Raw genomic sequence first — 17,357 nt, forward strand, 5'->3', positions numbered from 1 at the left:
GAGCCTCAGGCCACTGCGTGCTTCACGGAGCGCTTGGGCTCCGAGCGGTAGCGGCTGGACGGGCCGTCGATACCGAGCAGCTTCCAGACCCGCTTGGCGACCGGGTTCATCAGGCCGATCTCGTCAGCGAGCGCACGCACGTCGATGAAGTAGTCGGCGAAGACCTGCTTGGCCTCCTTGGAGCCGTAGAACAGCTCCTTGCGGACTTCGGCGGGCATGTCGAACTGCTTGAAGAACGACTTCGGCGGGGTCGCGATGGCGCGGCCGAGGATGAACATGATCGTCGGCATGGCGATCGAGAGCACGAACTTGTTGAACGGCCGCTGGGCGGGCACGTTCTTCTTCAGGAACTCGTGGGCGAAGGAGATGTGGCGAGCTTCCTCGGCCACGTGGATCGCCATCACGCCGCGCATGATCGGGTGGATGTCGTCGCCCGAGCGCAGGATGTCCTTCTGGATGTGGTCGATCGGCTCCTCGCCGGCGAGCACGGCCATGAAGAACAGGTTCGGCATCAGGGCACCGGCCGGGGAGGCCAGGTGGCGCAGCTGACGCACGAGGGTGTTCATACCCGGAACATCGGCGACCCGGTTGACCATCTCCTGGAACATCAGGGTGTGGTTGTGCTCTTCGATCATCTCGTGCGAGCAGTACCGGAACTCGGGATCGTTGTTCTTCAGGTTGAAGATGTGCTGCATCATGCCGACGATCAGGATCGCCTCGAACTGCAGGCCGACCTTGGCCACATTGGCCTGGCGGACCTTGCCGATCTCGATCTTCACGTCCTGCGGCAGCGACTGGTACCACGGGTGGCGGCCGATGGGATCGGCCGAGGTGACCAGGATCCAGCGCTCGGGCTTGTAGTCCGGGTCGAACTCGGGGTTGTCCCAGTCGATGTCCTCGAACGGGTCGAAGTGGCGGTCGACCGATGCCTCGGACAGCATCAGCAACTTCTCGGCGTACGCCTGAGCCTCCGCGACTACGGGATCGACGTCAGGGGTGGTGGGCGCAGACATCGTCGTCACTGCCTCTCCTCAAGGGACGTTTACTGTTTCCAATAGTTACACCTACGAGGAGTCACGTCAACTCTGCCGACGTCTCGAATCGGCGCCTTCGGCGCGTCGAAACCGCCCCCGAAAAAGCTACTCACCAGTAAAAATGCTTCTACCTGTGACACTGCGTCATGCACAGTCGTGCGCAATGCGGGGCGAGACGGCGAAAATTGCTTCCGGCCGAGCGCGTCGCACCGGGAAATGGACCGCCGGTACCGGTTAACCTGCGCCGATTCCGCGCCGACCGGGTCGCGGACACGACAGAGGCCCCGCGACGCGATGTCGGCGGGGCCTCTGGGCGGCGGTCGGGTGGATCAGCTCTGCGGCAGATCCGGGATCCGGGTGGCGCGGGCGTAGACCGTCTCGCCCTCGGTCAGCCGCAACGCCGCAGCATCGCCGCGGGTCACCTGGGCGGCGAACTGGTCACCGGTGGCCGCGTTGCGCAGCTCCAGGCGCACCTCGAAGCCCAGGCGCACGATGCGCTCCACGGTGGCCCGGGTGACCCCGGCCGATTCCGCGGTGCCCTCGTGCTCGGCCATCGCCATGCTCGGGTCACGCCCGATGCGGATGTCGTGCGGACGCACCAGGTGGCCGTTGAGCCGGGCCACCGCGCCGAGGAACGACATCACGAACTCGTTGGCAGGCCGGTCGTAGACGTCCTCCGGGGTGCCCACCTGCTCGATGCGGCCCTTGTTCATCACCGCGATCCGGTCGGCGACGTCGAGGGCCTCCTCCTGGTCGTGGGTGACCAGCACGGTGGTCACGTGGACCTCCTCGTGCAGCCTGCGCAGCCAGGTCCGCAGATCGGTGCGCACCTTGGCGTCGAGCGCGCCGAACGGCTCGTCGAGCAGCAGCACCTGCGGGTCCACCGCCAGCGCGCGGGCCAGCGCCATGCGCTGACGCTGACCGCCGGACAGCTGCGCCGGGTAGCGGTGCTGGAAGCCGTCGAGCCCGACGATGCCGAGCAGTTCGTCGACGCGCTTGTCGATCTCCTTCTTCGGCCGCTTGCGGATGGTCAGGCCGAAGGCGACGTTGTCGCGCACGGTCATGTGCTTGAACGCCGCGTAGTGCTGGAACACGAAGCCGATGTCGCGCTTCTGCGGCGCCACGTGGGTGACGTCGTTGCCCGCGATCCGCACGATGCCCGAGTCCAGCGACTCCAGGCCCGCGATCGAGCGCAGCAGCGTGGACTTGCCGGAACCGGACGGGCCGAGTAGGGCGGTGAGTTCGCCGGAGGTGATGTCGATGCTGACATCGTCGAGAGCGGCGAAGGAACCGTAGTTCTTGCGCGCGTTGGTCACGGTGATCATTCGGTGCCCCGCTTGCGTTCGAGGAGAGTCATCAGGAGGAGTACGACCAGGGCCATGCCCATGAGCAGGGTGGCCGCGCTGTAGGCGCCGAAGGTGTTGTGGTCGTCGATGTAGCGCCCGTGCACCAGCAGCGTCAGCGTCTGCGACTTGCCCGGCATGGCGGTCGAGACCATGATCACCGCGCCGAACTCGCCGAGCGCGCGGGCCACGGTGAGCACCACGCCGTAGGTCAGGCCCCAGCGGATCGCGGGCAGAGTGATGCGCCAGAAGGTCTGCCAGCCGGAGGCGCCCAGGGTGGCCGCGGCCTGTTCCTGGTCGTCGCCGATCTCGTGCAGCACCGGTTCCACCTCACGCACCACGAACGGCAGCGTGACGAAGATGGTCGCGATGACCATGCCGGGCAGGCTGAAGATCACCTTGAACCCGAGGTTCTCCAGCCCACCGAACCAGCCACCGGCGCCCCACAGCAGGATCAGCGAGACACCCACGACCACCGGCGACACCGCGAACGGCAGGTCGACGATGCCCTGCACCAGGCTGCGCCCGGGGAACTTGCTCCGCACCAGCGCCAGCGCGGTGACCACGCCGAACACCACGTTCAACGGCACCACGATGGCCACGATGATCATCGACAGCTGGAACGCCGAGATCGCCGCGGGCGTGGTGATCGAGTCGATGAACGCGCCGATGCCGCGCTCGAAGGTGCGCACCAGAATGATCACCAGCGGCAGCACCAGCAGGACCAGCAGATACCCCAGCGCGACCGTGCGCAACGAGAGCCGGGTGAGCAGTGACAGCTTCATCGGGCGGCCTCTTCCTTGCGCGCGGTGCGCTCGGCCAGCAGCCGCAGCACGAGCAGGCTGGCGAAGGAGATCACCAGCAGCGCCACCGAGACCGCCGCGGCGTTGATCGGCCGGTCGACCTCGATCTGCTGCTGGATGTACTGCGAGGTCATCTGGGTCTCGCGCGGGATGTTGCCACCGATGAGCACCACCGAGCCGTACTCGCCGATCGCGCGGGCGAAGGCCAGGCCGCCGCCGGAGATGATCGCCGGGGTCAGCGTGGGCAGCACGATGCGGCGGAAGGTGACCCAGTTGCTCGCGCCCAGCGACAGCGCCGCCTGCTCCACTTCCCGGTCGACCTCGATGAGCACCGGCTGCACCGAGCGCACCACGAACGGCAGCGTGACGAAGGCCAGCGCGACGATCAGGCCGGGCTGGGAGGCGTTGAGGTGGATGTCGATCGGGCTGTTCGGGCCGTAGAGCGAGAGCAGCACGATCGAGGCGACGATGGTCGGCAGCGCGAAGGGCAGGTCGATCAGCGCGTTGACGATGCCCTTGCCGGGGAATTCGTCACGCACCAGCACCCATGCGATGAGCGTGCCCATCAGCACGTTGACGATCGCGACCACCACCGAGACGGTGATGGTGATGCGCAGCGAGTCCAGCGCCGCGGGCGCGGTGACCGCGTCCCAGAAGCCGGACCAGCCGTCCTCGAAGGAGCTGACGGTCAGCGCCGCCAGCGGCAGCAGCACGATGACGCTGAGCCACAGCACGGCGACGCCGATGCCGATCGGGCCCACCGAGCCGCTGACCCGCAGCCACGCCCAGCGACGGCCCGCCGGGGTGGGGGGCGTCGGTTTTTCGGGTTCGACGGCACCGCCGGGATCGGGGGTGTCCCCGGTCCCGGCGTGCCCACTGCTGTCAGTCACAGTTGTCCAGTATCGCGTGTGCGCTGGGTCACGACCTACTTGGTGGCCTGGTCGTAGATCACCGCGACCTTGCCGGTGCCCTGGGTGAACAGTTCCTTGTCCACGGACTTCCAGCCACCCAGGTCGTCGATGGTCCACAGCTTGGTCGGCTGGGGGAAGTCGGCGGCGAACTCGGCGGCGACCTTCGGGTCGACCGGGCGGAAGCCGGCCTGGGCCCAGGCCTTCTGGCCCTCGGGGGTGAACAGGAAGTCGCGGAACGCGGTGGCCTTGGCCGGGTTCTTGGCGTTCTTGAGCACCGCGACCGGGTTCTCGATCTTGAAGGTGATCGGCGGGTTGATGTGCTCGATCGGGTCGCCGTTGCGCTCGGAGAAGATGGCCTCGTTCTCGTAGCTCAGCAGCACGTCACCGGTGCCCTGCAGGAAGGTCTCGGTGGCCTCGCGGCCCGACTTCGGCTGCACCTTGACGTGCTCGGGCGAGATCAGCTGCGACAGGTAGTCCAGACCGGCCTGCGGGTTCTTGCCGCCCTCGCTCTTGGCCGCGTACGGCGCGAGCAGGTTCCACTTGGCCGAGCCCGAGCTGAACGGGTTCGGGGTGACGACCTCGACACCGGGCTTGATCAGGTCGTCCCAGTCCTTGATGCCCTTGGGGTTGCCCTTGCGCACCACCAGGGTGACGACCGAGCCGAACGGGATGCCCTTGCTCGCGTCGGCGTTCCAGGTCGACTCGACCAGGCCCGCGTCGACCAGGCGGGTGATGTCGGGCTCGACCGAGAAGTTCACGACGTCGGCCTCGGCGCCGTCCTTGACCTTGCGCGACTGGTCGCCGGAGGCACCGTAGGAGGCCTGCACCTGCACGCCCTTGCCCGCCTCGGTCTTGTTGAACTCGGGCACGACCTTGTCGAAGCCCGGCTTGGGCACGGCGTAGGCGTAGAGGTTGATGGTTCCTCCGCTGCCGTCGGCGGTCGACTCGCCGTCGACCGAATCGCTGGCGCCGCCGCCGCAGGCGGTCAGGGCGACCGCGGCGACAGCAGTGAGAGCGACAGCGGCCGCGCGACGGCGCGAACCGATCCAGGTGTTGCGAGACATCGGGGTGAACCTTTCGGAAAGGACCTGCCCGGCAACGTCGTTCGTTGCGGGGAGGACTTGCACATGTCGATCGGTAGACCTGCCGCGCGGTGGATACGCGGCAGTTGGCGCGACTCGGGCCTGCTGGCCCCCGGAGTTCGGACTACGACTGCGAAAGGAAAAGCGCGCGCCAGTCTACTGGGCAGGAACGCGCAGACGTGTCCGGTGGCCGATCATCGACAGAGGATGTCCGCGACCGCGAGGTTGCCGACAGCGATCAACGCCAGTTCATGGCGGATCTGCGGGGCGACACTCGACGACACAGGCAGACTGTAGCAGATTGCGACATGATGATTCGAATCGACGAGAGTTCCACACCGAGGGGGGATTTCGAACCATGACCATGGCACCTGACCGGATACGCGTGCGTTTGCCGGAAATCAGCACGCGGGCTTGGGAACACCCGGCCGACCGCACCGCACTGGTGGCGCTGCGCTCGCTCAGCGGCTTCGACACCGTGCTGCGGGCGCTGTCGGGGCTGCTGCGTGAACGTCAGCACCGGCTGCTGTACCTGGCGACGGCGGTGCGCGTGGACGAGCGGCAGTTCCGCACGCTGCACGAGCTGCGCGCGGACTGCGTCGATGTCCTCGACGCGGCGAGCACGCCGGAGATGTTCGTGCTGCAGGACCCGTCGGTGAACGCCTTCACCATCGGGATGGACAAGCCGTTCATCGTCGTCACCACCGGCCTGCTCGAGCTGATGGACACCGAGGAACTGCGCTTCGTCATCGGCCACGAGCTGGGCCACGCGCTGTCCGGGCACGCGGTGTACCGCACGATGCTCATGCACCTGATGCGACTGTCGGCCTCGGTGGGCTGGATGCCCGTCGGCGGCTGGGCGCTGCGGGCGATCGTGGCGGCGCTGATGGAGTGGAGCCGCAAGTCCGAACTGTCGGGCGACCGGGCGGGGCTGCTGTGCTGCCAGGACGTGGAGGCGTCGGTGCGGGTGCACATGAAGACCGCCGGTGGCGCGTGGCTGCACGAGATGAACCACGGCGCCTTCCTCGACCAGGCCGACGACTACCTGCGTTCGGGTGACCTGCGCGACGGCGTGCTCAAGCTGCTCAACCTGGAACTGCAGTCGCATCCGTTCTCGGTGCTGCGCGCCGCCGAACTGCGCCGCTGGATCCAGTCCGGCGAATACGACCGGGTCATCGGCGGTGCCTACCCGCGCCGCGAGCACGACAAGAACGCCCGCATCAGCGACGAGGTGAAGAACGCCGCGCGCAGCTACCGGGAGAGCTTCGACCAGTCCGAGGACCTGCTGGTGCGCACCGTGCGCGACCTGGGCCGCGATGTCGGCTCGGCGGTGAACACCGTCGGCCAGGAAGTCGGCCGCACAGTCGCCGACCTGGGCAAACGCTTCGACGACTGGCGCAAGAACTAGCGCAGGCGCGCCGGCGTCACCGCGTGAAGAACCAGGCGATGATCACCAGGACCAGGAGGCCGACGAGCGCGAGCTGAACGCGGGAGCGGGGCATCAGCGGGCCCCGCTTCCGACGGTCGGGCGGGCGGGCGCGGGCATCGGGCCGACCGCGGGCGGCTCGACGCTGTCGTCGCGGCGCAGCACGCGGAAGATCGCGCGCAGGGTCCGGTCGAGCAGGAAGGCGATGGCGAAGCTGATCGGGACCATGCCCACCAGGACGACCAGGAACTGCGGAATGAACGGCAGTCCGGCCACCCAGAGCTCGAAACCGTCCCACCAACCTGCGATGCTGTGCACGCCGCCAGCCTAGCCGCCGCGCCCGCGTGGACCCTGATCGTGCTGGTCACGGAACGACAACCGGCCGGTTGTCCCGGTGGACGGGGCGTGCGCCTGCCGTGATGATGGGGTGATGGCGTCCACCGACGATCCGGCCCCGGCCGATCTGCTGCCCATCCTGAGCCCGGTGTCCAGCAGTGGCCGCCGTGGCGCGTTCCCCCCGATCGACGACTACGCCTTCCTGTCCGACTGCGAGACCAACTGCCTGATCGCCAGCAGCGGCTCGGTGGAGTGGATGTGTGTCCCGCGCCCGGACTCCCCCAGCGTGTTCGGCGCGATCCTGGACCGCAGCGCCGGGCACTTCCGGATCGGCCCGTACGGCAAGAACGTGCCCGCCGCGCGCCGGTATCTGCCGGGCGGGATGATCCTGGAGACCACCTGGCAGACCGAGACGGGCTGGCTGATCGTGCGCGACGCGCTGGTGCTCGGGCCGTGGCACAACAACGACCAGCGCTCACGCACCTATCGCCGGACACCGATGGACTGGGACGCCGAACACATCCTGTTGCGCACGGTGAAGTGCGTCAGCGGGACGGTCGAGCTGGAGATGAGCTGCCAGCCCTCCTTCGACTACCACCAGGGCGGCACCGAGTGGGAGTACACCGGCAAGGTCTACGAGCAGGCCACCGCGCGGGCGACCGGGACGCCGGAGTCGAGCCCCACACTGGTGCTCACGACCGATCTGCGGCTGGGCCTGGAGGGCAGGGAGGCGCGGGCGCGCACCCGGATGGCCGACGGCGATCAGGTGTTCGTCGCGCTCACCTGGTCGGAACTGCCCGCCCCGGCCACCTTCGAGGAGGCCGCGAACAAGATGTGGGCCACCACCGAGAGCTGGCGCCGCTGGATCACCCAGGGTGATTTCCCCGATCATCCGTGGCGCAACTATCTACAGCGCAGCGCGCTCACCCTCAAGGGCCTGACCTACGCGCCCACCGGCGCGCTGCTGGCCGCCGCCACCACCTCGCTGCCGGAAACCCCTGGCGGCGCGCGCAACTGGGACTACCGCTACACCTGGGTGCGCGACGCGAGCTTCGCGCTGTGGGGCCTGTACACCCTGGGTCTGGACCGCGAGGCCAACGATTTCTTCGCCTTCCTCGACGACGTGACGACCGGCGAGAACGGTGACGCGCTCCCGCTGCAGGTGCTCTACGGCATCGGCGGTGAGCGCCGCATCACCGAGTACGAGGTGCCCAGCATGTCCGGCTACGACGGCGCGGTGCCGGTGCGTGTCGGCAACGCCGCCTACGACCAGGACCAGCACGACATCTGGGGCACCATGCTCGACGCGGTGTACCTGCACGTGAAATCACGCGGCCAGGTGCCGGAGAACCTGTGGCCGCTGCTGGAACGCACCGTGCACGCCGCGATCGCCAACTGGCGCGAACCCGATCGCGGCATCTGGGAGGTGCGTGGCGAACCGCAGCACTTCACCTCCTCGAAGATCATGTGCTGGGTGGCGCTGGACCGCGGCGCCCGGCTGGCCCTGCTGCACGGGCAGCACGCGCGGGCCGCGGAATGGTTCGACATCGCCGAGCAGATCCGCGAGGACGTGCTCGCCCACGGCGTGAACGACGAGGGCGTGTTCACCCAGACCTACGGCGGCGACACCCTCGACGCCTCGCTGCTGCTGGCGGTGCTCACCCGCTTCCTGCCGCCGGAGGACCACCGCATCCGCGCCACCGTGCTGGCCATCGCGACCCGGCTCACCGTCAACGGGCTGGTGCTTCGCTACCGCACCGACACCACCGACGACGGGCTGACCGGCGAGGAGGGCACCTTCACCATCTGCTCGTTCTGGCTGGTGTCGGCGCTGGTGGAGATCGGCGAGCTCGAGCGCGCCACGCATCTGTGCGAGCGGCTGCTCGGGCTGTCCAGCCCGCTGCGGCTCTACGCCGAGGAGATCGATTCCCGCACCGGCAGGCACCTGGGCAACTTCCCGCAGGCGTTCACCCACCTGGCCCTGATCAACGCGGTGACCCATGTGATCCGGGCCGAGGATTCGCGCAACGCCGGCCAGTTCCAGCCCGCGCACACCCCGCCGATGCGGTCGTGACCCTCAGTAGGTGAGCCGCTGCGCGCGCTCGCGCAGACCGGCCAGCGTGCGCAGGCCCGCGTCGATCTCGGTGATGCGCAGTTCGCGCTGGTTGCCGTAGCGCTGGCCGGCTTCCTCGGCCGCGCGCAGGGCTTCGTCGGCGGTGCGCGCCACCTCGGCGGCGATCTCGGTGTAGTGGTCGCGCAGCACCCGCTGCAGGGTGCGCAGCCGGGTGCGGGATTCCTTGCCCACCTGGAAGATCACGTCGTCGGCGAGCCGGGCGACGGCGACCTTGGCCTCGGCCTGCCTGCGCTGCTTGCGGTTTCCGCGGTCGTCCCACAGCGCGTGCACGCCCAGCAGCAGGCCCGCGCCCGCCGAGTACCAGTTGACCAGGCCCATGTCGAGCAGGCTGGTGGCCAGGCCGACCATCAGGATGCCGCCGTAGGAACCGCGCAGCGCGGTGATCGCCTGCTGTCCCACACTGGATTTCGCGCTCTCCAGCGATTCCAGCGGCTGCACCGGATCGAGCACCTCGCCGGGGTCGGTCAGGCGCAGTTCGGGCATGGGCGGGGTGCGGTTGTCCGGCGGGAACTTCGCGGCGACCTGCTCGCCGAGTTCGACGGCGCGGTAGTGCGCCATCACGAAGTTCTCCTCGACCGCCTCACAGATCCGGGCGTCGAGCTCGGTGCCGAACTCGTCCCATTTGCGGGACGGGTCGGTGCGCGAGATCTCGGCCTCGGCCTCGCGGACCAGGGTGCGCAGCCGGTGCCGCAGGTCGTGTTCGATGTCGACGGCCAGTTCGGAGCTGCCGTCGACGAGGGTCACCTGCCACGTCGCGGTGCGCTGGCGCAGCTGGTCGGCCTCGGCCCGCGCCGCGGTCAGGCGCTGGGTGATCTCGGCGCGGCGGCGCGGATCGCGCAGGGCGTCGGCTTCGGCGCGCAAGGTCACCGAGAGCTGCTCGGTGACCAGTGCGATATCGCGGACCGCGGCCGCGACGGCGACCGAATCCGCCTGTGCCACCACGTGATCCTGCAGGTGGTCGATGAGCTGGGGCACGCCGGACTCGGCGTCGAGCTGCTGGTTGCCGGTGTCGCTCGCGCGCTGGTGCAGCAGCGCAGAGACCGGGGCGACCGCGAAGTTCAGCCCGGCACCGTCGAGCAGCGCGCGATTGCGGCGCTGGGTCAGCGACCAGTGCGGATTGCGGTCGATCTTGGTGAGCACGCAGACCACCGACGGACACACCTGTTCGACCCGGCGCAGGTAGTCCAGCTGGGACTCGGTGAGTTCGGCGGCGGCGTCGGCGGCGTAGAGCACCACGTCGGCGGCGGCGATCATCGACCAGGCCGCCCCTTCGCGGGCGACCGGACCGGGTGCGTCCATCACCACCAGGCCGTCGGCGAGCAGCCGGCTCGGCTCGGCGAACTCCGCGCGCAGCACTCCGAGGGTGGTCAGCGCGGGACCCGGGTTCTGCGGGTCGACCGGCACCCGTTCGACCCGGCCGCGCGGGGCCGACTTGACCAGCGTCGCACTGGGCGTCGGACCGTATTCGACGATCACCGGCACGCTGGGCTTGCCGTCGGTCGCGGCGACCGGGCTGCCGACCAGGCTGTTGACCAGGGTGCTCATCCCGGCCTGGGGTTCCCCCACGACCACCAGGCGTACCCGGGTGTCGCTGAGGCGGGCCCGCACCATGCCGAGGCGGGCGTCGAGGTCGTCACGGCCGCCCGAGCGGACCAGTTCCCGCAGTTCGTCGACCAGCGACACGACCGGAGCCATCACATCCGGATGCTTCACCGTCGCGGCCTGCAGTCCGGCTGCGGCAGACAACTGTCCCTCACTCTCGTTGCACGTGCCCGGCCGTATCGCAAAGGCGAGACGCCGTCATTTCAGATGACGAAGTCATACCCATGGTGATCGACGGGAAACACCGCGACCACGGGATCGATCCCGGCGATACCGGAGTCGAACAACCCGGCCGAAACGCCATGGTATCCCGCAGCGTGCTGATCGAAGTCGTCGGCGATCGGCTTGGTGCCCGCGGCCGGGGGTTTCACCGGCGCGAGCGTCGTCGGCGGGGCGACCACGGTCGGCGGCGTGACCACCGTCGGGGTGTCGATGTCGAGCGTCGGCTGCTGGGTCGGCGCGGTGTGGGTGGGCTGGGTGTGCGTGGGCTGCGTCGCGGTGGGCACGTCGACCGACGGGGTGCTCGGCGGGGTCGAGGGCGTGCTGACGCCGCCGTCGGAGGTGCCGGGCGAGGTCGTCGTGCCGCCGGTGTCCGGAGTGGTGGTCCCGCCCGAGGTCGCGGGCGGCGTGACGCCACCGGAGGTGCCCGGCGTGGTGGTGCCGTCGGGCGTGGTGGGGGTGCCCGGGCCGGTGGTGGTCGGCGTGCCGGTGCTGCCGCCGGGGCCCGTGGTGGTGTCCGGCGTCGACGGCGTGGTCACCGTGGGCAGCGGCACCTTCACGGTGGTGGTGGGCAGGTCGATGGTCGGGACGGTCGGTGCCGTGGTGCCCGGCGCCGTCGACGGAGTCGAGGTGTGTGTGCCGCCGGTGGTGGGCTCGGTCGTGACGACCGGCTTGGTCGGCGTCGTCGGGGCGAACAGCCCCGGCACCGCCACGACGGGCGCGGTGACCCCAGGGCCGCCGAGCACGTTCGCGATCGGGCTGGTCGCGGCATCGGGCTGGACCGTCGTCTGCAACGGGGTGTTCACCACGGGACTCACCGCGACCGGAGCGACCGCGGCCGGGGCGACGGCCGGTACGGGGGCGATCGGGGCCGGGGCGGCGGGGGCCTGCGCGAACGGTGCCGCCGGGGCGGGGGCCGGGGCCGGGGGTACGGGGGTCGCCGCGGGGCCCACGGGCGCGGGCGTCGCGGCGGGCGCGGTGGACGCGCCGGGCAGACCGATGCCCGAGGACGACGACCCGGGCAGAGCGGGCCCGCCGGTCGAGGTGCCCGGCAGCCCGCCGTTCTGCGCGCCGCCGGTCGTGGTGTCGGTGCCGGGGACCTTCAGTCCGCTGCCCAGATACTGGCCGTAGTCGTCGAGCTGGTCGCCGACCTTGCCGACCTGCAGGTCGACCTTCATCTGCGAGGTGAACCACAGGCCGTCGAGCCCGGCGTGCATGTCGACCTGCCATTCGGAGGTGACGATCGCCCCGAACCCGTCGAACAGGCCGTCCAGGTCACCGATCCCGTCGAACGGGTTGTCCCCGGCGCCCGCCGATCCACCGGGAATACCCGGGTTGCCGGGCAGACCGGGTAGGCCGACACCGTCGAAACCGGGGATGCCCATGCCGTTGCCGGGCAGGCCGTCGAAGCCGGGGATGCCGATGCCGTGCCCGGGCAGGCCGAGACCCGGGCCCGATCCGGGCAGACCGATGCCGGTGTCGGCTTCCTCGCCCGCGCCGGGGCCGGTGCCGAAGCTCGGCAGCGACGGCGGGTGCGCGGCGGACGGGATGCCGATCCCGGTGGAGGTCTCGCCGGAGCCCGGGATGCGCAGGTCACGTTCGTCTCCCGCGCCGGGAATCCGCGATTCGGCGGGGGACTCGGCGGTGCGGGCGACCATGGTGAGGTCGTGGTCCATCGGCGGCTGGTTCCCACCGAAGGGCGTGTGCGGGGTCACCGGCGGCTCGGGCTCGTAGGCCAGATCCGGGAAGGTGACGATCGGGCTGGGCACATCCGGGTCCGGATCGGGCGAGACGTGCGAGGACCAGCCCGCGTACCGGCTGTCGGCGGTGCTGGAACCGTGCTCGGGGGTGGTGCCGTTGGCCGCGACGAGCGCGCCACCGGTCACGTACGCGCCTGCCCTGGCGACGCGGGCGACACCGTTGGCGACCCGGTAGGCGGTGTCCCCGCCCGTCGCCTCCGCTGCGCGCGCGGCATCGTCGTCGATAGGCAGTTCACGCGTCATCCCAAGCTCCAACACTCGCACCGCTGTTGTTCCCCACCCGACCGAGGCGAAGTGAGAATCATCCAACACTAATTCCGGAACACCGCACTGTCATTTCGTCCAGAACGGCCCGCACCACCCTATGGCGAGCAACAGCTTTCGGCCAGCCACCGAAAACAGGGGGACCCGGATCCCAAGAGAACTCTAACGATTGATCAACACAGCGTGAAGATCGGCTGCTTAGCGTCGGTTCCACCGGCCGCACAGGTCGGGGAAATCCCACGTCAGGAGACGAACATGATCGCCACCATCGCCCGCCGCCGAGCCCGCGTGACCGCCCTGCTCGGTGGCGCCGCCCTGCTCACCAGCACCGCCGCCGGGCTGGCCGCCGCCGACCCATCGGTGAAGCCCGCCGGGCCCGCGGACGCGGATCGCGCGATGGTGGTCTGCACCGCACCGGGCGAACCGCCGCTGGCCGAGGGTGCCGGTGGATACTTCTCGCACACCATCACCATCGAACGCGGCGACGTGACGGCCGCCCCCGCCCGGCCTGCGGCTCCCGGCACACCGCCGCTCGTGGACGGGCAGTGCGTGCGGATCGATGCCGACGGCGAGACCACCCCGATGACCCCGCCGGTGCTGGAGCTTCGGCGCTGACCTCGCCGCGACCACGGACCGCATTAGGGTGAGCGCATGACCGGACAGCAGATCTTGGTCGTCGACGACGAGGTCAGAGTCCTCGCGTCCCTGCGCCGGGGCCTGGAGCTCTCGGGCTTCGACGTGATCACCGCGAGCGACGGTGCCGCGGCGCTCACCCTGGTGCGTTCGGCCGTGCCCGACGCCATGGTCCTCGATGTGAACATGCCCGAGCTCGACGGCGTCGGCGTGGTCACCGCGCTGCGCGCACTGGGCAACGACATCCCCATCTGTGTCCTGAGCGCGCGCAGCGCGGTGTCGGACCGCATCGCCGCCCTGGAACGCGGCGCCGACGACTACCTGACCAAACCGTTCGACCTCGGCGAACTCGTCGCTCGGCTGCGCGCGCTGCTGCGGCGACGGCCGGTGACCGGCGGTGGCGCGACGGTCCAGGTGGGCGCGGTGGTCATCGACCCGGCCGGACACCGGGTGACGGCGGGCGGCACACCGGTCGACCTCACCAAACGCGAGTTCGAGCTGCTGGCGATGCTGGCCAGCCATGCCGGGATGGTGCTCGGGCGCGAGCAGATCCTGTCCACCGTCTGGGGCTACGACTTCAGTACCGACACCAATGTGGTGGACGTGTTCGTCTCCTACCTGCGGCGCAAGCTGGAGGCGAACGGCGTGGCCCGGGTGGTGCACACGGTGCGCGGGGTCGGCTTCGTGCTGCGGGACACACCGTGAGCGGCTCGTGGTCGCTGCGCACCCGGGTCGCGCTGGTGTCGGCGGCGGTGGCCGCGCTGGTCGCGGTCACACTCGGACTCACCTACGCGGCGCTGCTCGAGCTGGCGAGCAGCCGTCAGCTCGACCAGACGGTGTCGACCATGCGGGTCCAGGTGGCCGATGATGACGACGCCCCGCCGATGACCGCCCGACCCGCGCTGCCCCTGGATCCGTCCGACACGATCGCCGTCCCCGACGCGGCCCTGGCACCGGTCCAGGGCGCGCCGGGCCTGGTCGTGCAACTGCGGGCCGATCGTGGACTGGTCGACGCCGCCATCACCCGCAGCCAGCTGGTCGGCTTCGGGATCGGCATCGCGGGCGTGCTGGTGGCGGCCGGATTGGGGTGGGTGCTGGCCGGATTCGCGGCGCGACCGCTGCGCAGGCTCGCCACCGCGACCAGGGAGATCGACACCCTCGACGAACTGCCGCCGCTGTCCGGACGTGGCGTCAGAGAAGCCGAGGATCTCTCCGACGCGATCACCCGCATGCTGGCCAGGCTCGAGACCGCGCACGCCGAGACCCGTCAGGCCCTGGCGAGCGCCCGCGATTTCGCGGCGGTCTGCGCCCACGAACTGCGGACCCCGCTCACCGCCATGCGCACCGACCTGCAGGTCCTCGCCGGAACCGGCCTGCCCACCGACCAGCGCGGCGCGGTACTGGCCGACGTCCTCGCCGCCGAGAGCCAGATCGAACACACCCTGAGCGATCTCGAACGCCTCGCCGTCGGCGAACTCACCGATCCCGGCGCGTTCGAGCCGTTCGAGCTGTGCGAAACCCTCGACCGCGCCGTCCAGAACGCCCGCCGCGCGCAGCCCGGCGCCGAGATCGCGCTCACCGCCTGCGATCCCGTCCCGCTGACCGGTCTGCCCGGCGGCATCCTGCTGATCGTCACCAACGCCGTCGACAACGCCGTCCATCACGGCCGCGCCACCGAGATCACCGTCGCCGCCCGGCGGACCGGCCCGGAGGTGGAGATCACCGTCGACGACAACGGTTCCGGCCTGCCTGCACAGCTCGCGGCAGACGCGTTCGACCGCTTCGTCAAACGGCCCGGCTCCCCCGGCTCCGGCCTCGGTCTCGCTCTGGTCCGGCAGCAGGCCGAATTACACGGCGGCACCGCCGAACTCACCGCGAGTCCGCTCGGCGGGGCGCGCCTGCTGGTACGCCTGCCCGCCGAGCCGGACTGAGCTACTTGCCCTTCGGCTTGTCGGAGGCCGCGTCGGAGGACAGGGCCGCCACGAAGGCTTCCTGCGGCACGTCGACCCGGCCGATGGTCTTCATGCGCTTCTTGCCTTCCTTCTGCTTCTCGAGCAGCTTGCGCTTACGGCTGATGTCACCGCCGTAGCACTTGGCCAGCACGTCCTTGCGGATCGCGCGGATGTTCTCGCGCGCGATGATCTTGGAGCCGATCGCGGCCTGGATCGGCACCTCGAACTGCTGGCGCGGGATGAGTTCGCGCAGCTTGGTGGTCATCTTGTTGCCGTAGGCCTGCGCGGCGTCCTTGTGCACGATGGCACTGAACGCGTCGACGGCCTCGCCCTGCAGCAGGATGTCCACCTTGACCAGCGCCGAGGACTGCTCGCCGGCCTCCTCGTAATCCAGCGAGGCGTAGCCGCGGGTACGCGACTTGAGCGAGTCGAAGAAGTCGAAGATGATCTCGGCCATCGGCAGCGTGTAGCGCATCTCCACGCGGGTCTCCGACAGGTAGTCCATGCCCAGCAGCTCGCCGCGGCGGCTCTGGCACAGCTCCATGATGGTGCCGACGAACTCGCTCGGGGCGATCACGGTGCACTTGGTCACCGGTTCGAAGGTCTGGCGCACCTTGCCCTCGGGCCAGTACGACGGGTTGGTGACGACGTGCTCGGTGCCGTCCTCCATGACCACCCGGTAGATCACGTTGGGCGCGGTGGAGATCAGGTCGAGCCCGAACTCGCGCTGCAGCCGCTCGCGGGTGATCTCCATGTGCAGCAGACCGAGGAAGCCGCAGCGGAAACCGAAGCCCAGCGCGACCGAGGTCTCCGGCACATAGGTCAGCGCCGCGTCGTTGAGCTGCAGCTTGTCCAGTGCGTCGCGCAGGTCGGGGTAGTCCGAGCCGTCGACCGGGTACAGGCCCGAGTAGACCATCGGGCGCGGTTCCTGGTAGCCGGCCAGCGCCGAGGCGGCCCCGTCGCGCGCGGAGGTGACGGTGTCACCGACCTTCGACTGGCGCACGTCCTTCACGCCGGTGATCAGGTAACCCACCTCGCCGACGCCCAGGCCCTGGGTGGGCTTGGGTTCGGGCGAGACGATGCCGATCTCGAGCAGTTCGTGCTGCGCGCCGGTGGACATCATCTTGATCTTCTGGCGCGGGGTGAGCTTGCCGTCGACCACACGCACGTAGGTGACCACGCCGCGGTAGGTGTCGTAGACCGAGTCGAAGATCAGCGCGCGGGCCGGGGCCTCGGCGTCGCCGACCGGCGGCGGGACCTCGGCGATCACCTTGTTGAGCAGCGCGTCGACACCGGCACCGGTCTTGCCCGACACGCGCAGCACGTCGTCGGCCTCGCAGCCCACGATGTGGGCGATCTCGGCGGCGTAGCGGTCCGGGTCGGCGGCGGGCAGGTCGATCTTGTTCAGCACCGGGATGATCGCCAGGTCGCGTTCCATCGCCAGGTACAGGTTCGCCAGCGTCTGCGCCTCGATGCCCTGGGCCGCGTCGACCAGCAGGATCGCGCCCTCACACGCCTCGAGCGCACGCGAGACCTCGTAGGTGAAGTCGACGTGGCCCGGGGTGTCGATCATGTGCAGGACATAGTCCTCGCCGTCGACGTTCCAGGGCAGGCGCACGTTCTGCGCCTTGATGGTGATGCCGCGTTCACGCTCGATGTCCATCCGGTCCAGGTACTGGGCACGCATCGCGCGCTCCTCGACCACACCGGTCAGCTGCAGCATCCGGTCGGCCAGCGTGGACTTGCCGTGGTCGATGTGCGCGATGATGCAGAAGTTCCTGATCCGCGACGGATCGGTGAACGTCGTGTCGGCAAAGCTAGGCACGGGGCTCCTGGTCACAGATGGGAATCGACGGTC

The 17,357-nt window shown here is 69.7% G+C and carries 15 protein-coding genes; 5 read left to right on the plus strand and 10 right to left on the minus strand.

The features are described 5' to 3' along the window. Positions 1–5 precede the first annotated feature (5 nt). The 6 genes from ACFC06_RS24845 to ACFC06_RS24870 form a co-directional block, all read right to left on the minus strand. Complete coding sequence (locus ACFC06_RS24845; RefSeq protein WP_375936335.1) at positions 6–1,022, minus strand: diiron oxygenase; 1,017 nt, start codon at positions 1,020–1,022, stop codon at positions 6–8. A gap of 341 nt (positions 1,023–1,363) precedes the next feature. Then, positions 1,364–2,359, minus strand: a complete 996-nt coding sequence (locus tag ACFC06_RS24850) for a sulfate/molybdate ABC transporter ATP-binding protein (protein ID WP_375936338.1) — start codon at positions 2,357–2,359, stop codon at positions 1,364–1,366. Further along, positions 2,356–3,162: a sulfate ABC transporter permease subunit CysW gene (gene cysW / locus ACFC06_RS24855; protein WP_375936341.1), complete on the minus strand. Its 807-nt coding sequence runs from the start codon at positions 3,160–3,162 to the stop codon at positions 2,356–2,358. Before cysW ends, ACFC06_RS24850 begins: the two co-directional genes overlap by 4 nt. Then, the gene (gene cysT / locus ACFC06_RS24860; RefSeq protein ID WP_375937311.1) at positions 3,159–3,959 is read right to left on the minus strand and encodes a sulfate ABC transporter permease subunit CysT; all 801 of its coding nucleotides are present in this window, start codon (positions 3,957–3,959) and stop codon (positions 3,159–3,161) included. Before cysT ends, cysW begins: the two co-directional genes overlap by 4 nt. A 146-nt stretch (positions 3,960–4,105) precedes the next feature. Continuing rightward, entirely contained in the window at positions 4,106–5,155 is a 1,050-nt protein-coding gene (locus ACFC06_RS24865) for a sulfate ABC transporter substrate-binding protein (protein ID WP_375936344.1), read from the minus strand. Between the two features lie 212 nt (positions 5,156–5,367). Next, on the minus strand, positions 5,368–5,457 hold the full coding sequence (locus ACFC06_RS24870; protein WP_019045829.1) for an Ms4533A family Cys-rich leader peptide: 90 nt from the start codon (positions 5,455–5,457) through the stop codon (positions 5,368–5,370). A gap of 74 nt (positions 5,458–5,531) precedes the next feature. Here ACFC06_RS24870 and ACFC06_RS24875 point away from each other — a divergent pair, with 74 nt between their 5' ends. Further along, the gene (locus tag ACFC06_RS24875) at positions 5,532–6,581 is read left to right on the plus strand and encodes a M48 family metallopeptidase (RefSeq protein WP_375936348.1); all 1,050 of its coding nucleotides are present in this window, start codon (positions 5,532–5,534) and stop codon (positions 6,579–6,581) included. A gap of 93 nt (positions 6,582–6,674) precedes the next feature. Here ACFC06_RS24875 and ACFC06_RS24880 read toward each other — a convergent pair whose 3' ends face one another. Beyond that, the gene (locus tag ACFC06_RS24880; RefSeq protein WP_375936351.1) at positions 6,675–6,917 is read right to left on the minus strand and encodes a hypothetical protein; all 243 of its coding nucleotides are present in this window, start codon (positions 6,915–6,917) and stop codon (positions 6,675–6,677) included. Positions 6,918–7,029: 112 nt separating this feature from the next. Here ACFC06_RS24880 and ACFC06_RS24885 point away from each other — a divergent pair, with 112 nt between their 5' ends. Next, positions 7,030–9,009 (plus strand): glycoside hydrolase family 15 protein, encoded by a 1,980-nt coding sequence (locus tag ACFC06_RS24885; protein ID WP_375936354.1) that lies wholly within the window; start codon positions 7,030–7,032, stop codon positions 9,007–9,009. A 3-nt stretch (positions 9,010–9,012) separates the two neighbouring features. Here ACFC06_RS24885 and ACFC06_RS24890 read toward each other — a convergent pair whose 3' ends face one another. Then, positions 9,013–10,815 carry a hypothetical protein gene (locus ACFC06_RS24890; protein ID WP_375936357.1) on the minus strand — a complete coding sequence of 601 codons (1,803 nt, stop codon included), beginning with the start codon at positions 10,813–10,815 and terminating at the stop codon, positions 9,013–9,015. A 59-nt stretch (positions 10,816–10,874) separates the two neighbouring features. Further along, positions 10,875–12,893 carry a hypothetical protein gene (locus tag ACFC06_RS24895; protein WP_375936360.1) on the minus strand — a complete coding sequence of 673 codons (2,019 nt, stop codon included), beginning with the start codon at positions 12,891–12,893 and terminating at the stop codon, positions 10,875–10,877. Positions 12,894–13,169: 276 nt separating this feature from the next. Between ACFC06_RS24895 and ACFC06_RS24900 the strand changes: the two genes are divergently transcribed. From ACFC06_RS24900 to ACFC06_RS24910, 3 genes are read left to right on the plus strand one after another with little or no spacing between them, the layout of a single operon-like run. Beyond that, positions 13,170–13,529 carry a hypothetical protein gene (locus ACFC06_RS24900; RefSeq protein WP_375936362.1) on the plus strand — a complete coding sequence of 120 codons (360 nt, stop codon included), beginning with the start codon at positions 13,170–13,172 and terminating at the stop codon, positions 13,527–13,529. 36 nt (positions 13,530–13,565) lie between these two features. Further along, positions 13,566–14,252, plus strand: coding sequence for a response regulator transcription factor (locus ACFC06_RS24905; RefSeq protein WP_375936365.1), 687 nt, complete (start codon positions 13,566–13,568; stop codon positions 14,250–14,252). Continuing rightward, positions 14,249–15,478: an ATP-binding protein gene (locus tag ACFC06_RS24910; protein ID WP_375936368.1), complete on the plus strand. Its 1,230-nt coding sequence runs from the start codon at positions 14,249–14,251 to the stop codon at positions 15,476–15,478. The genes ACFC06_RS24905 and ACFC06_RS24910 overlap by 4 nt, the downstream gene beginning before the upstream one ends. Position 15,479: 1 nt before the next feature. Here ACFC06_RS24910 and lepA read toward each other — a convergent pair whose 3' ends face one another. Continuing rightward, positions 15,480–17,339: a translation elongation factor 4 gene (lepA, locus tag ACFC06_RS24915; protein ID WP_375936371.1), complete on the minus strand. Its 1,860-nt coding sequence runs from the start codon at positions 17,337–17,339 to the stop codon at positions 15,480–15,482. Between the last annotated feature and the right edge of the window lie 18 nt (positions 17,340–17,357).

It is taken from the genome of Nocardia sp. NPDC056064 (genome assembly GCF_042266925.1).
Classification (GTDB): Bacteria; Actinomycetota; Actinomycetes; order Mycobacteriales; family Mycobacteriaceae; genus Nocardia.

Coding starts and splice junctions, on each gene's coding strand:
- ACFC06_RS24850 (WP_375936338.1), bottom strand. CDS start 2,359: ATGATCACCGTGACCAACGCGCGCAAGAACTACGGTTCCTTCGCCGCT.
- cysW (WP_375936341.1), bottom strand. CDS start 3,162: ATGAAGCTGTCACTGCTCACCCGGCTCTCGTTGCGCACGGTCGCGCTG.
- ACFC06_RS24865 (WP_375936344.1), bottom strand. CDS start 5,155: ATGTCTCGCAACACCTGGATCGGTTCGCGCCGTCGCGCGGCCGCTGTC.
- ACFC06_RS24875 (WP_375936348.1), top strand. CDS start 5,532: ATGACCATGGCACCTGACCGGATACGCGTGCGTTTGCCGGAAATCAGC.
- ACFC06_RS24885 (WP_375936354.1), top strand. CDS start 7,030: ATGGCGTCCACCGACGATCCGGCCCCGGCCGATCTGCTGCCCATCCTG.
- ACFC06_RS24895 (WP_375936360.1), bottom strand. CDS start 12,893: ATGACGCGTGAACTGCCTATCGACGACGATGCCGCGCGCGCAGCGGAG.
- ACFC06_RS24900 (WP_375936362.1), top strand. CDS start 13,170: ATGATCGCCACCATCGCCCGCCGCCGAGCCCGCGTGACCGCCCTGCTC.
- ACFC06_RS24905 (WP_375936365.1), top strand. CDS start 13,566: ATGACCGGACAGCAGATCTTGGTCGTCGACGACGAGGTCAGAGTCCTC.